This is a genomic window from Mesonia sp. K7 (assembly GCF_003233725.1).
Taxonomy (GTDB): Bacteria; Bacteroidota; Bacteroidia; order Flavobacteriales; family Flavobacteriaceae; genus Mesonia.
The window spans coordinates 242,209-257,256 of the sequence record NZ_QKQV01000003.1; the positions used below are offsets into that span (position 1 = coordinate 242,209).

General features: G+C 33.0%; 14 protein-coding genes and 1 tRNA gene. 3 read left to right on the forward strand and 12 right to left on the reverse strand.

Features of this window, described 5'->3' with window-relative positions; genetic code table 11:
• Complete coding sequence (locus DNG35_RS03875; protein ID WP_199489095.1) at positions 1–636, reverse strand: HEAT repeat domain-containing protein; 636 nt, start codon at positions 634–636, stop codon at positions 1–3.
• 53 nt (positions 637–689) lie between these two features.
• Between DNG35_RS03875 and dusB the strand changes: the two genes are divergently transcribed.
• A complete protein-coding gene (gene dusB, locus DNG35_RS03880) occupies positions 690–1,685 on the forward strand; it encodes a tRNA dihydrouridine synthase DusB (RefSeq protein WP_111126440.1) in 996 nt (331 codons plus the stop codon).
• Positions 1,686–1,770: 85 nt separating this feature from the next.
• Here the strand turns inward: dusB and DNG35_RS03885 are convergent, their stop codons facing one another.
• Together DNG35_RS03885 and rbfA are read right to left on the reverse strand one after the other, a co-directional pair.
• Positions 1,771–2,967 carry an ABC transporter permease gene (locus tag DNG35_RS03885; RefSeq protein WP_111126441.1) on the reverse strand — a complete coding sequence of 399 codons (1,197 nt, stop codon included), beginning with the start codon at positions 2,965–2,967 and terminating at the stop codon, positions 1,771–1,773.
• Between the two features lies 1 nt (position 2,968).
• Entirely contained in the window at positions 2,969–3,364 is a 396-nt protein-coding gene (rbfA, locus tag DNG35_RS03890) for a 30S ribosome-binding factor RbfA (RefSeq protein WP_111126442.1), read from the reverse strand.
• A 424-nt stretch (positions 3,365–3,788) separates the two neighbouring features.
• Here rbfA and mce point away from each other — a divergent pair, with 424 nt between their 5' ends.
• Positions 3,789–4,193: a methylmalonyl-CoA epimerase gene (mce, locus tag DNG35_RS03895; protein ID WP_111126443.1), complete on the forward strand. Its 405-nt coding sequence runs from the start codon at positions 3,789–3,791 to the stop codon at positions 4,191–4,193.
• A gap of 80 nt (positions 4,194–4,273) precedes the next feature.
• Positions 4,274–4,347, forward strand: a tRNA-Ile gene (locus tag DNG35_RS03900).
• A gap of 187 nt (positions 4,348–4,534) precedes the next feature.
• Here DNG35_RS03900 and DNG35_RS03905 read toward each other — a convergent pair.
• From DNG35_RS03905 to DNG35_RS03945, 9 genes are all read right to left on the reverse strand, one after another.
• The gene (locus DNG35_RS03905; protein WP_111126444.1) at positions 4,535–5,968 is read right to left on the reverse strand and encodes a hypothetical protein; all 1,434 of its coding nucleotides are present in this window, start codon (positions 5,966–5,968) and stop codon (positions 4,535–4,537) included.
• Positions 5,965–7,620: a DUF6035 family protein gene (locus DNG35_RS03910; protein WP_111126445.1), complete on the reverse strand. Its 1,656-nt coding sequence runs from the start codon at positions 7,618–7,620 to the stop codon at positions 5,965–5,967. Before DNG35_RS03910 ends, DNG35_RS03905 begins: the two co-directional genes overlap by 4 nt.
• Positions 7,620–8,861, reverse strand: coding sequence for a Shedu immune nuclease family protein (locus DNG35_RS03915; RefSeq protein WP_111126446.1), 1,242 nt, complete (start codon positions 8,859–8,861; stop codon positions 7,620–7,622). Before DNG35_RS03915 ends, DNG35_RS03910 begins: the two co-directional genes overlap by 1 nt.
• 3 nt (positions 8,862–8,864) lie before the next feature.
• A complete protein-coding gene (locus DNG35_RS03920) occupies positions 8,865–10,883 on the reverse strand; it encodes a UvrD-helicase domain-containing protein (RefSeq protein ID WP_111126447.1) in 2,019 nt (672 codons plus the stop codon).
• Positions 10,864–12,771 carry an ATP-dependent endonuclease gene (locus tag DNG35_RS03925; RefSeq protein ID WP_111126448.1) on the reverse strand — a complete coding sequence of 636 codons (1,908 nt, stop codon included), beginning with the start codon at positions 12,769–12,771 and terminating at the stop codon, positions 10,864–10,866. The genes DNG35_RS03920 and DNG35_RS03925 overlap by 20 nt, the downstream gene beginning before the upstream one ends.
• A gap of 80 nt (positions 12,772–12,851) precedes the next feature.
• Entirely contained in the window at positions 12,852–13,082 is a 231-nt protein-coding gene (locus DNG35_RS03930) for a DUF6150 family protein (protein WP_111126449.1), read from the reverse strand.
• A gap of 173 nt (positions 13,083–13,255) precedes the next feature.
• Positions 13,256–13,450, reverse strand: coding sequence for a hypothetical protein (locus tag DNG35_RS03935; protein WP_233494444.1), 195 nt, complete (start codon positions 13,448–13,450; stop codon positions 13,256–13,258).
• Between the two features lie 113 nt (positions 13,451–13,563).
• On the reverse strand, positions 13,564–13,962 hold the full coding sequence (locus DNG35_RS03940; RefSeq protein WP_111126451.1) for a DUF5675 family protein: 399 nt from the start codon (positions 13,960–13,962) through the stop codon (positions 13,564–13,566).
• A gap of 2 nt (positions 13,963–13,964) precedes the next feature.
• Positions 13,965–14,723, reverse strand: a complete 759-nt coding sequence (locus tag DNG35_RS03945; protein WP_111126452.1) for a hypothetical protein — start codon at positions 14,721–14,723, stop codon at positions 13,965–13,967.
• Positions 14,724–15,048 lie beyond the last annotated feature (325 nt).

A 15,048-nucleotide genomic window follows, 5' to 3' on the forward strand; every position in this document is an offset into this window, starting at 1 on the left:
CTATGTTTTGAGATGCGTAATCACTTTGGGTAAACATCCTTTTTTGTAGGCGATTTGCCCTAACACATGAATTAGCGTGTTTTTTACACGAGTGGTTTCATCAAACTCAAACGCTTTTAAAAGGGGCAAAATATCTTTTGGATGTGTTCTACCGCGCAACTCGATGCCGTGACAAATTTGTCGACGAATCTCTTTATCGGGATGAGCTACATATTTTTTGCACCAAACCAAAACAGGCTTTGGGTTTTTGTCTGCCATTTTCTTAATGGAGCCAATCACCGCATTTCGCACCCGATGATGCTCATCTTCCAAACCCTTATCAAAAAAGGCTTGTACAATTTCAAAATAAACGATACCAATTTCTCCAGCCGCATTTATCACCGTTTGTCGCACTTTATCATCTGCTGAAGTAAAGAGTTTTTTTAATCCGTTTAAAACGGAAGCTTGTAATTGCTTTTCTGCGAAATAAATTTTACCTACAGCCTGGTAAGCCGTTTTCCGAATATAGGTATCTTCATCTTCAAAATACTCCAGTATTTTCTTAATGGAGTTTGTTTTAAAATCATTTAAAATAGTGTTGGTCATTTCGTTTACCAAAACCACACGTGCTTCTTTCGACAAATCGTAAAACCCCATAATGGATAAATTTCGTTCAAAATTAGTATTTTTGCACTCAAAATCAGAAAACTGTGGCAAAAATAGGAAACATAGAGGTAGGAGAATTTCCGTTGTTGTTAGCACCGATGGAAGATGTGAGCGATCCGCCGTTTAGGGCTCTGTGTAAAGAGCAAGGCGCCGATGTGGTTTATACCGAATTTATTTCGTCAGAAGGATTGATACGTGATGCGGCAAAAAGTGTTATGAAACTTGACATCTACGAAAAAGAACGCCCAGTTGGGATTCAGATTTTTGGTGCCGATCTCGACGCGATGTTAGAATCGGTAGAAATTGTCGAAAAATCAGGACCGGATATTATTGATATTAACTTTGGTTGTCCGGTAAAAAAAGTAGTGTGTAAAGGCGCTGGCGCTGGAATCTTAAAAGATATCGATAAAATGGTGAGCCTGACCGAAGCCATGGTCAAACACACCAAATTGCCCGTAACTGTAAAAACACGATTGGGTTGGGATAAAGACTCCATAAAGATAGTTGAGGTGGCCGAACGTTTACAAGATGTGGGTTGCCAAGCGATTTCCATTCACGGAAGAACACGTGTGCAGATGTATAAAGGAGAAGCCGATTGGGGGCCTATTGCCGAAGTAAAAAACAACCCAAGAATGCACATTCCGGTGTTTGGAAACGGTGATGTAGATACCCCGGAAAGAGCCGTCGAAATGCGTGACAAGTATGGGTTGGACGGTGCGATGATTGGCCGAGCGAGTATTGGTTACCCCTGGTTTTTTAGAGAAGTAAAACATTATTTCAAAACAGGCGAACATCTTGACCCACCAACAATGCAAGAACGTTTGGAGGCCGCAAGAAGGCATTTGCAAATGGCAATCGATTGGAAAGGGGAACGATTAGGGGTTTTTGAAACCCGTCGTCATTATACCAATTATTTTAAAGGGATCCCACATTTTAAAGAGCACCGTATGAAAATGGTGACCAGCGATGATGCAGCAGATGTATTTGCTGCTTTTGATGAAGCCGAAAAGGAATTTGGGGATTTTGTTTTTACAATATAAAAGTCATTCCAATCCCTTCCGAACCCTCAGGATCTGGATGGGAGAAAGAATCTATTATGGCCATGTCATAATGCCCTGAAAAAACTTAAGCCAACACTTTCTGCACGCGGGTGGCACCAATATACGACGCGGTAAAACCTAGAATCATAATGGTCGTAAAAACCAAGATGATATTTCCTGCCGTTACTTTTACCGGATAAGGTAAAGTAGGGGTGATCATCACCCAACTAAAATGCAATTGTAAATAGACTATAATTACGCCGATTAATAAGCCCAAAACACCACCAACAAAAGTGAGCAAACCGCCCTGTAAAAGAAAAACATGTTTGATTTCGCGTGGTGTAGCGCCCAAATGATGCATGGTTTTGATGTTGTGCTGTTTGTCTAAAATGGCCATCACGATGGCTCCACCCACATTAAAAAGAGCAATAATCAAGACGAGTGTAAAAATAAGGTAAACGACCAAGTTTTCGGTGTTCAGCATTTTGTAGAGCGCATCGTTGAGCTCGATACGGTTTTTGAGGTCTATTTTCGTTCCAAAAATAGCTTGAAGTTTTTCTTTTACAACGGCTTCATCGGTATCAGGTTGGGTACGAATTTCAATACCTGAAATTTGATTTTCCTTGTAATTGAGTAAACTTCGCGCAAAAGCTTTAGGTGTAAAAATATACTTTTCGTTGATTTCTTCGTTTACACTAAAAATCCCGGTCACTAAGGCATTTTGTGAATTAAAAGCATTGTTGACATCGGTAATTTGACCTTTCCCTGGTTTGGGCACCATCACTTTAAGGACATCGCCATAACCCGCGACACCCAAAGAAAGTTTTCTGGAAACGCCATAACCAATCACGGTTTGGTTTTCTTCGGGATGAAACCAAAGTCCGCTTACCAAAGAACTATCTGCAGAGTTGACTTTCAAATAATTTTCATCGACCCCTTTCAGGGTAATCGGCATGTATTTATCGTTGTATTCCAGCAAAACCCTTTCTTCTACAATGGTTGAAAAGGCTTTGATTTCAGGAATGCTTTGCAACTTTTTTAATTCCACGGAGGTGAAATCGAAAGTTTTGCCCTGCGCAGGAATAACTTTAAGATCGGGATCGAATTCGTTGGTAAAATTCAGGCTAAACTGTTTGAGCCCAGCAAAACCCGACAAAACTACAAAAAGCGCAAAAGCTCCCGCAAATACCCCAATCGCAGCAATCATTGTGATGATATTGATGGCGTTGTTTTTACTTTTGGAAATTAGGTAACGCTTAGCGATGTAGTACGAAAAATTCAAGTCAGGATTTTTTTCTTCGTTGTAACAAATCGGGGTTGTCTATGGGATTGTCCTTGCCTTTTAGCGCATCATCTATATTTTCGATGTAATCGAGCGAATCGTCTAAAAAGAAAAGCAAATCTGGGGTTTTACGCATTTGTTGTTTGATGCGCTGCGCCAACTGGTGTTTGATTTGCGGTTTGATGCTTTTGATTTCGTTAAGAAGAGCAGCCGCATCTTTAGTTGGGAAAATGCTTAAATATACTTTGGCAATAGACAAATCTGAGGTCACGCTCGCCTTAGAAACCGAAATAATGATGTTAAGGTTTCCTGATTTTCTCAAGGTTTCCTGTAAGATTTCTGCCAAATCCTGCTGAATGAGACCACCTATTTTTTTCTGTCTGTTTGTTTCTTCCATAAACACAAAAATAAGTTTTTAAAAGATAGAAGCCATTTAAACTTTTTCTATTTGCTAAAAAAATGTTCTTTTTTCCTTCTTTTTTGTCTTTTTCTCCTTCCGTGGCGTTGCTATGCTCCCGAATTTTCGGGACAAAAAAAACTTCAAAGAATCAAAAAATCTTCAATTTTCGCTTAAACACAAAAAGTTTAAATCACTTCTTTTTATTTTTGTAATCGGATAAAATAAATTGATGAAGTAATACGGCGATTTTTTACTTGACTTCCAAAACCTTCAATTCGAGCCTTGCCTGCGGAAGACAGGTCGAGGATAAGGTTTTGAAATAAAATTCTTTTTCTCGATACAATTTTACTTCATTTCATTTCGAAAAATCACTCGAAATGACGAATTTTATTCCAATTTCAAAATAGTATAAAGAACACTTATGAACAAAATAGAACACATTGGTATTGCGGTAAAAGACATCGACGCGGCAAACACAATTTACGAAAAACTCTTGGGCAAAGCCCCCTATAAAATGGAGGAAGTAGCAAGCGAAGGGGTCATGACTTCGTTTTTTCAGACGGGAGAAAGCAAAGTAGAACTATTGGCGGCAACCAACGACGATAGCCCTATCGCAAAGTTTATTGCCAAGAAAGGCGAAGGCATACACCATGTGGCTTTTGGGGTAGAGGATATCGAAGCGGAAATCAAAAGATTAAAAAAGGAAGGTTTTGTCGTGCTCAACGAAACTCCAAAAAAAGGAGCAGACAATAAGCTAGTGGCTTTTTTACACCCGAAATCCAATCACGGTGTTTTGGTGGAGTTGTGCCAAGACATAAAAAATTAATTATAAATTGGTAAATTAGATTTTATATTTTTACTTTTGCCAACCATTTATCTTTTCTGATAATTATCGGGAAGTAATTAGGTCCTATAGCTCAGTTGGTTAGAGCACCTGACTCATAATCAGGTGGTCCCTGGTTCGAGCCCAGGTGGGACCACAACTTATCAACCCAACTCAAATTGAGTTGGGTTTTTTATGCGTTTTACTGGGCGAGAAGTTTATCCTGAGCGACGTAAGGAGTCGAAGGGAGCCCAGGTGGGACCACAAATTTAAACCTCATCTATATTGACTTTCAATTAGTTGAGGTTTTTTATTTGGTTATTGTGGACGGTTTTAGGGGATTATTAAACTCTTCTATAAAAATCTTCTTTTAATATATATTCTGTGTCTTTTTCGTAGATTTTAGAAAAATTAATTACATAGTTATCATATCCAATATACTTGAGTATTAAAATGTTTATCAATGTGTATATTCTAATTGAAGTATAATATAAATCTAAATCTTTATCTTTAATAGAACGATTTTTCTTTTTTCTGTAACTGGGGAAATTTCCGTGCATTAAGATGTTTCTTGACTTTATTACTTTTAAATCTTCTTTTAGTAATTCAACATCTAATTTTTTAAAGCAAGAGATAAGTTTATCATTATTTGTTTTTTGATTTATATTTTGAATTCTCTTCCTTATAGGGGATAAATCATAATCTTTCTCAAGATTATCTTTCTCAAATTTATCTACAATGTTTAATAATTCATTTTTCAATTTATCAGCATCTTTAGTATCACTTATTGGTATTGTTGGCTTCTCTATAAATATAATATTACTTAACTGCTCCAATGCAGTGAAATAGGTTATAGGACTAATTAGCAAGCTGTTTCTACCTGTTTCAATCATTAATAATAAAATGCTTAAAAACTTATCGTTTTTTAGGCAGACACTATATAGTTTGGAAAACTCCTCTTTAGTTAAGGTTCGTAAATTCTTTTCTTTGCGAATCGCTTCAACTTTTTTTCTTTCTTTAGAATATAACCAAGCGTAGGGGTTTGAATTTATAGGTTGATAAAAACCTTTCATATCTTTTCTAAGAGACATGCATATAAAGCCATTAAATTTTTTCCTTTCCTTATTATTGTAATAAAAGACAAATGCTTTACCGCCAATAAAATTTCCTGTTATGTAGCCAAAGGCAACCCTTAAAGCAAAAACCTTATCTATAAATTCTAAATATGATTGCTTTTTATTTGATTCAATTATCAGGTAATGCTTTTTTTTAATTTTGGTTTGAATGTTATCCTGAAGGAGAAAAAATTTTTCATTTTCACTAACAATAGAACTTGCAACCCTTGACCATTTTTTTAAATCACTTTCAAAGGAAAATTCTTCTAACTGAAAACGGAATGTAACTTCTTTTTTTAGTGGAATAATAAACTTGAAATAGTTTTTAGAGTCCTTTTTAAAACCCTTTGAATAGATAAAACTAGTGAAGCCTGTAAACCAACCCCAAGAATAAAATTTTTCTATAAATAAATTATAATTAGGGGTAATGAGAGAGATGTTATGAAATACTCTATTATCGTCCCATTTAATCCGCTTTTTTGTTTTTTTATTAATCTTTTTATAGTCTAATATAATCTCATTATTTTCAAATTTTAAATCAACATTTTCTAAATTATTTAAATAGCTTGAGCGTGATTTAATTTTACCTGAAACACCCTTCTCAAATTCTGTTATTAATTCTATTGATTCTTTATTGTAGAAAAAGGGATATTTTGATTTCATATAGCTAATAATTCGGGGTAGTGATGCATAAATAACTGATTAAAATTAAAGTCAGTTTCAAATTCTTTGATGTTTATTTTTTCGAGTTTTTTATAAAACTTACTACTTTTATCTGATTGTAAAATATCCTCGAATAAGCCACTAGCTTTTATTGCTCTTTCAATATATTCCCAATATTCAGGATAATTTTGAATTGCATTTTGAGCAAGATTTAGCCATTTATTTTCTTTATAATAATACCCTATAAGGTTGTGCCATAAAAAACTTTCAATTATGCATATTACTCGTCGGTTTCTGTACTCAAAAAGTGAATCGATTAACCAGTTAGGAGTTGTATTTGCTTTTTTAAATAACATTTCACTTTCGCTATAAGAGTCAATTGAGTGATTCTTTAATGTCTTTATATCAACCTCTACAAACTTGTAATCACGTTTAAAAAATAAAATTAAAAACTTTTCTTTCTGATAAATACTTTTGTTGTTATATAAATAATAGAAAAGGTTATAACCTAGATTATCAACTTGGTTTAAGTCAAGACTTATACAATTATTATTAATAATAAATTCAATAAAATTATAATCTGCATTAACTCCTTTTTTTATCCAGTAGAAAATTTTCTGATTTTTTTCAAGGTTTAAACGGGAATTCAGTAAATCAAGTTTTTCTTTACTAAAAGAATTTAAATCAAATTTTAATCTTGAAAAATCAGATTTATATTTTTTACTCTTTTCATAGCCGATTTTATCGAGAAAATCTTGTATTTCATTTGCTAACTCTTCTTCCTCTTCCTCTTTTTCTTTTTCAGAAAGTTCTTTTTGAATTCTTATCTGATTTCTTTCTTTTTGTTCTTTATCATTTTGAAAATGATGAAAATAGACCTCAATATTAGTACTATCAAACTTTAGTTTTTCAATGTTGATACTCACAGTATTCCATGCACATCTTAATTCATTATTCCATCCAAATAAAAAGGAATATTTATAATCACACCTCAACTTAAACCTATCTGTTTTGTCTTCAAATTTAAAGTAGTTTTGATGGTTTGATAAATATTTTATATCCAGACCCATTGCTGAGTTATTAACACTAATATCAATAGTATCCAATATCCAGACTAAATAAATTCCTTTTTCTTTGTAAAAATCATACCTTCCCAAAATATATTTTTGGGACAGTTGAGATAATTGAATTTCAAATACAATTTCCTTCTCAAAATACTTGAAATAAATATCTGGTCTTCTTTTCTTACCGCTATTGTTAAAAATAAAATGGTCATCAATCCTAACATCAGAAATATTATTTTCTTTTTTTAGTAGTTCTCCGACTCTATTTTTGAGATATATATGTCTTTTAGATTCTTTTGATGCTAAAATATTGTTGAATATATCAAGTTCTTTATTGGATAAGTTCTCATCCTTTAGTTCGCAATAATTAGATTTTGGCAAGTGCTTTAAATAGATATTATTTTTCTTGCTTTGAGCAATTACTAGTGGTTGTTCACAACTTAAACATTGAAAACTAATATTATCTCTATTATGTTCTTGTCTAATTGTGAAACTATTTTTTCTATTATTAAAATACTTATTTAGGTCTTTAATAACTTTTCCAGTTTCTCTAATTTTAGCTTTCTGTATTGTCCTTTCAATAGACATTATTTAGTTTTAATTTGTTGAATAGTAAACCTCAACCTCTCTATCAAATCATCATAGGTAATAATGTCAATAACATTCTTGTACTTTCTTTTTACAATTTCAAAATCATCTTTTTGTTCACTTTTTAAGTTATTTTCTCTCCCCATTATGATAAATCCTTTCGGGTTTGTTATTTTTATTACCATCTCTTTAGGTAGGTCTGAAAGATATTTGTCAGTTAAGAATTTTTCTCCTTTTTCGCCCCATCGATTTAAGTGATAGATGTATTTTTCTAACTGCATTACAGAACCACTTAGTTCCCTTCTTGGGATGTGATTTTTTCTGTACAAAGTGTTTGTCATTATCTTATTGCAAAAAGGCTTCTTAATTTCTATAATATCTATATTACCATTAAAATCAACAAGCATAAAATCCAAAAACCTAAAACTCTTACCATTTGCTTTAATATATGAAGATTGAAAAGCTTTTATATATTTTGGATAGAGTAGTAGAATGATTTCAAGGATTTCTTTTTGCCATTGTGTTTCACTATATGAATTTTCAGATTCCAACATTCCTTCCAACTTTTCAAGAATGGTTGAGTATTTTAACAACTCATATTCTTGGAACAGTTTGTTTAATTTTTTTCCAACTTTAGAAGGTTTCTTATTAAGATAATTCTGGAAAGTGGTTTCGGCATCTTTTGTAGTTTCAAAATAATTTTTAATAGTAGAAGATATTCTTGCCTCTGCATAAACTTTTTTTTCATAAGTAGTTGGGAAATCTTGAATCAATTGGTCAAAATCTTCAATAGGAATATTGTTTTCAGCATCTCCACCAATATAAATATCTTCATTGATAAGATTATCTATTTGTTTAAATATTGAAATTTTTGTTTCTGCAATAAAATATTCAAGAATAATTTCAAGTTCATTAAATAGATAAATTTGGTTTTTAGTTTCAGTTATTCTTTTTTTGATTCTGTAATACCCATCATCATATAATTCAGCCAATATAAAGCTAATTGGAGGAAGTTCATTTTCATCAAATATGTTAATATCTTCGTCTTCCTCATTTTCAAAATTAAATTCATCTTTATTTTTAGGGCTTGGCTCAAATTCATCCTCTTCTAAAAACGTAAAAGTTTTTTTGAATGTAACTTCACTATTCTCTTTGAGTTTCTCTCTTACCCAATCGTTTTGTTGATATTCTGAATAGTGATAAATGAATATTAATTTGTTATCAATTTTCTTTAACTCCATTTTCTAAATATTTATTATTTCCCACTTTTCTGTATCAATATCGGATAGATGGCTATCAAATCTATCCTTACATACTGCAACACAAAGTAAATCAGTAGGTCTTGAAAAACCGACATAAGCCATCTTGGTTGATTGTTTATGAAATTTTCTTGTGTCGGAAAAATCATTATGTTTTAGTTGAGATGAAAGTCTCTGAGTTTCGTAAGTGTCATTGCCATTTTGGTAGGAAGTCTCTACATACAAAGTAGCTGTATGAGTTTGTCCTTTAACTGAATGAACAGTAGAAACTTCAATATCAAAATCATTATAATTTACAATATTATCTTTTGCTAATGGTTCTGTATTATCCTCTTCAACTGGTTGAAGAATCACATTGTCTATAAAATCCTTTGAATGATTAATTTCTTTTCCAAATAAGTTCAATAAGTTGGAGATATTTGCCTTTAATGAATTGTAAACCTCATCTGTTTTTCCTCTGATAACATCAATACACCATTCAAATAGATTCTTTTTAAAATTGAAGTATTCATCTTCATAAAATTCAGATAAATAGTTTAACAATTGTTTTTTTGAAAAATACCTACTTTCAAGATTCTTTATATTTTCTATTCTAAGGATTTTGATTAAAGCATTTAAAATATTTTTTCTAATTGGTTCTAGGGTTCTTTTTTCCTTATTGAAATTCGTTAGATAAGAGTATAAGTTGTCATAATCAATTTTTTGATATGTTGATTGAGGTCTGAATTGCTCATAGTAATCTGCAATACCTAATTTATCTCCTTCCTTTTCTTTGACCCAACCAATAACTTTAAATTTACTTTTTTTGGAGATAATTATATCTTCTGAATCAATATAGCCTTTTATTATTTGCGAAAATTTTGGAATAACCTCTTTAATTTTGTCTGCTTTATAAACTATAAGATGTGGTTTTAGGTTACTATTTTCATTTTTGCCGTCAACCTGAAACCCTCCTTCACTATTCAAGGTAAAACAATTTACGAGTTCAGCAATATTTGCAGATAAGCGATGACTACCATTAATGGTTAATGGTGTTCCTCTAAATTCCCAAACTTCATCAGTATGAACTTCTCCGCTGTATATAGCTTGGTTAATGTCCCCGATTCTTTGATACACAGATTTACTGCTTCCATCATCATAAAATATAGTTTCAAGTAAATTGTATTGATGTGTGTCCATATCTTGCATTTCATCCACAAAAACAAATTTGAACCTTTCTTGTAGAATTAACTTCATTTTCGGATAAACAGAAATACAATTCAATCCCATTTTATAGGCATACTCATAAGATATAAAGCCATTATTCAAAACATTTAAAACGCATTCTTTTATACCTATATATTTTTTGTTAGTTTTTGTTGCTAAAACAACAGAATCGTCTCTAAAGACTTTGATTTTCTCATCATTAAAATCAAAGTATAAATCTTTTATGTTTTTTTCAATCTTCAAATTGCATATTACACTTTCGGAAACTCCTGTTCTTGTCGATTCCTTTTTTGCTTCTGCAATATGTTTTCCCCAAAAAAAAGTAGTTGGTTTATCATATTCTTTCTTCCAACTAATTATTTGAAACTCTCGCCAAAGCTGTTCTTTAAATAAGTCGGAATCTACTCTTTTAATATCAAAACCTAAATAATTATTGATGTATGGGATAACTAAAAACTGGTCTACAAAACTCTGAATTGTACCAATAAAATTTGGGTAAGAAAATAATTTGGGACAATGTTTGCCAATTCGTTCTTTAATTTCATCAACTGCTTTATTTGTGTGGGAAAGTATTAAAATCCCTCTATTGCTTTCTAATGGTAATTTTGTTTCAAGTATTAAAAGTTTGGCAAGTAAAGCAGTTGTTTTGCCACTCCCAGGAACGGCTTGTAAATCAATCGTGTCAAAATTATAAATAAAGTCCAATCTCTCGGGGTCAAAATTTGCTCCCTCAGGCAATAATAATTTTTCAGCATATTGAATATCTTCTGTCGAGATGTTAATAATTTCTTGTGGCATACTTTATTGCTTCAATAAGATACTGGATAGAATTATTTTCAACGATTATTTCATCTATTTGATTCACATCAGTCATTAAAAATTCAGAAAAATACATCGCAATCATTGATTTAGATATTTTTTTATCATCAATGATGAATTGTATCATTATATCAAATGCAATCTGTTCATTCGATTTATTTTCAATGAATTTTTGCCATCTTCTTTCAAAATTCAGTTCCGAAATAGGTTTTATGCCCTTAAAACTATCTTTGTTCCCTTTGTAATTATCAGCTCTTATCTCTTCTAAGCATTGTAATATTGATTTAAAAAGAATCTTTCTTAAAGTTGGATGTAAAGCAATACAATATTCTAAAGTCCAAAAGTCCCCAATGAATAACTTTACAGACTGTTCTTCATAAAGATTAATCTTATTTTCTTTATACTCTGATACATTAAATTCACTGATGATTTTTTTCTTCTTTTTCTTGTCAGGTGAAATAATATTGTAAAAAGTCGCAAATTCAATTGGTCTTAAGTCCAAGTCTGTAACTATACTTATAGGAATAGTAATATTAGGAGTCTGATTACGGACAAAAATTTTTGAATACCTTAAAAAAGCTGTGTTGCCTATTGGGATAATTGAAACTCCAGATGAAGTTAAATTATTTCTTAAATGACCTAGTTGATGTAATTTATTTGCAATAGAAGGAAGAATAATTTCCTCAGAAACGCCTTCAACAAATATTAAACCTTTTGCAAAAAATAGATTTGATTTAGTGACATCTATAAATCTTTCTAAGAAAGGATAATCTGAAGACTTTAGTTTACTATATCTTTTTCCTAGAGGATAAGCATAATTTTCATTGCATATAATCAAATTCTCTAAGAATACTTTTGAGGCTAAATTTGGACTATGAGTAGTTAAAATTAACTGAATATCTTTTTGTTTTTGAAGAGATTCTATAACTTGCATTTGAGCCTGTGGATGAAGATGGGCTTCCAATTCTTCTATTAAACCCAAACGGAGTCCGTCATAATCTTTCTTATTGAGGTGTAAGAGTTCCGATGCCATAAAAAGACGGTTCAATGTTCCTAAACCTACATTAACCTCATCTTTAACAAGTAATTCAAGTTTCTCTAGGATGCTTTTTAGTTTCCCTTCAAAGACTTTAATATCTGTTTCTTTTTTTGCATCATAAAAAGACTGTAAATATCCATCTATCTCTTTTTTTAACTCTTTACCTTTTAAATCTTCAATTTCTTTTTTGTCTTTATCAAGTCCATTAAAATAATTTTTGATGCTCTTGTCAAAGTCATCAAATATATCTTTCAAAGGATGGTTTTCTCCTCTCCCTTTAAAGGCTTCGTGTTCTTGAAAAATTTGAGATAATCTCGAATTTTTCTTTGGGACTAATTCTGTTTTTGCATCTCTAAGGGGTTTTAGATAAGTTACTTTAAGATATTCTTTTGCTTCTGATGTTAACAAATAACCTTCTTCTGATAATCCTGCTTTTACATCTGAAGTTATAATTCTTTCACCCTTAATATTTGCTTCATAGGCTAATTTCAAAATAGGAACAGCATCTTCTCCGTCCCCTTCCCAACTTAGCCATTCTGTAAAGTTTTTGGCTTCCTCAATAGACAAATCTTTAAATAATAACTCTATTCTAAACTTATCAGAATTTCCATAAAAATCATCTTTGTCAATTCTTATCCACTCATAGGAATGAGTTTTAAGAACTAATTTAATGGCATCTATAATGGCTGTTTTTCCAGAATCATTTTCTCCGATTAATACATTTACTCCTTTTGTAAAGTTTAGGTTTAAATTAGGGTTTGTATGGTCAAATGCTTCATTTGAGCCATACTTTCTGAAATTCCATAATTTGATATTTTGTAAATACATTAATATACTTTTATTTCTTAAATTTTACATCCGTACTCCAGTCTGTATAATAAACTATTTTATCTGCCACCCATTTTTCTTTAGTAAAGCATAGTACTATATCCGCATCCTTTTTTCCATTCAGTAAAGTACCATTTTCCGTTTTCCGCTTGATTTCTCCATGTCGTTTTCATTACAATCCAGTCTGCTTCCGATTTTTCTTCAGAGGTATAAACTATATAGTCTGCTTCTGTTTTGTTATCTGTTTTATATACTTCCTGAGAAAACCCAAGATTGACAAAAAGAAAAAGAAGTATAGTAAAATGCTTCATATAAAAGGTTTTATGATACAATATAGTAATTTATTTTCAGCTATCTTATTTATAAATAATGGTTAGTTTTAATTTGGATAATCCTTAAATTTAAAAAGACCCCACAAGATCGTCACCCTATGGAGTCTCCATCAATTGCCTGCAAACCTCTATAGCTTACAGGACAAATAACACTACTTTTCAGTAGCTTCTGTTTCCTCTTTCTTCATTACTGTCGGTTTTGGGTTCTGAGGCATATCCTCATGAACCACCACTTGACTTACGGCGGTCAATACACCACCAGCAACAGCAACATACCCAGCCACATTTATCACAATGGCGGGTAAAGCTATTGGAGCAGCGAGTAAAGTACCACCAACACTGGCCAAAGCTAGACCGATATTACGCAGTATTTTAAATAATCGAGGGGTGGGCGATTTCGCCCGTTCAAATAACGTCATAGTTATTGGTTTTAAAAATGAATACTAGATAGGATGCTTTGCTAAGCTTGCACCACATTCAAACACACGCTTTCACCGCGTTCCAAAACAGGATACACCAAGGCCTTTACTTGCTGTAAAGCACGGCGCGAGGCTTCGCCTTTTCCTATATCCGTAAGTTTCCGAACGGGAGCGATACAACCGCGAAGCTCTAGCTTACTATCATTGGCACTGTGCAGAAGAATCAGGTCTCGATTAGGGACTTCTAATACTTGCAAATGCCATTGAAACCGAGCGCTATAGCGCCTCCTCAGCATGTATCTTCCCAATGGAATACACGATACTTGGCGTTGGTTGTCTTTCCAAGGAAGTTCGATCGTATAACAGATGCGATTGCTTCCAAGGTACAGGGCACCATTGCATCCCTTTGGATGGTAGTGACGTTTAAGAATAAGCTCCATAACTATGGAGTTTGATCCACCTGCACGACAGCTAGAGCATTAAACGACCCATTCTTTAACGGATAGGTCGTCCCGTTGACTTCCTGATAAAACTCCAGCCCTAAAACCACCACAATAGGCAAAGTAGATCCTGCCGTAAGGGTCGCCGTTAGATCGGTGGCGGGAGTATCCGTACTGTCATAAGAAATCAGTGGGGTTTGCTCCATATCAAATACCGAAGACTTGTCTTCAAAATTCAATTCGGTAGCTCCCATACCCAATTTAAAATGCGTGGTTCCTTCCGGGGCGTCGATATAAGTGAGTGGTTGGAAGGTATCCAAAGAAAGTATAACTTCTCCGGTGCTTCGGTCCAGTTGTATGGAATGGTTTACTGCCAACTGGGAATGCAACTCTGCACGCTTATTAAATTCAAATTGGTGTAGCAACGCCATATTTCCCTCAGGAATGGTTCTTTCCCCACGGGCATTTACAGCATCGGTTTTGATCACTTTGAGCAGCTGGGTCGTTAAACGACTGGCAACTCTTTTGTCTTTTACGTTTTGAAGCAATAAACGAATCGCGTTTCTTATTAATTTGCTGCCTGCTCCTGCACGTCCAAACTCTTCTCCGTTTTCACGGGTGCGTTGAAAGGCGGGATCATTGGCAATACGCTTGCCATCTATTCCTCCTTTTTCACGGACGAGATAACCGTCACTGGTCTTATAGAAGGACATACCTCCTATACTCCCTTTTAATCTAATAATTCCTGCTTGTTTAGCCATAACTAAATATTTAAGGATTGAGAGAATGATTTTTTATCGGCCCATTCTTTTAGCACGGTAAACTGTTGAGATGCATCTACCAATTGTTTACACTGCAAAATTGTAGATTAAAAGCTGCTTCAACACACAAGACATACCCAAGTTGGGTGCGGTTTTAAGATAAGTTTAACACTTAACAAAGGAGTAAAGAGTTAAGAATCAAATACTCGAAAACGATCACACTACAATCAGCGCTCAGCGTTAAAAGCTGAACTTCCCTGAATAGAGTTGACCGTTATTAAACATTTATTTCATTATTAAAAATAGTAATTGTTTTTTGATGAAA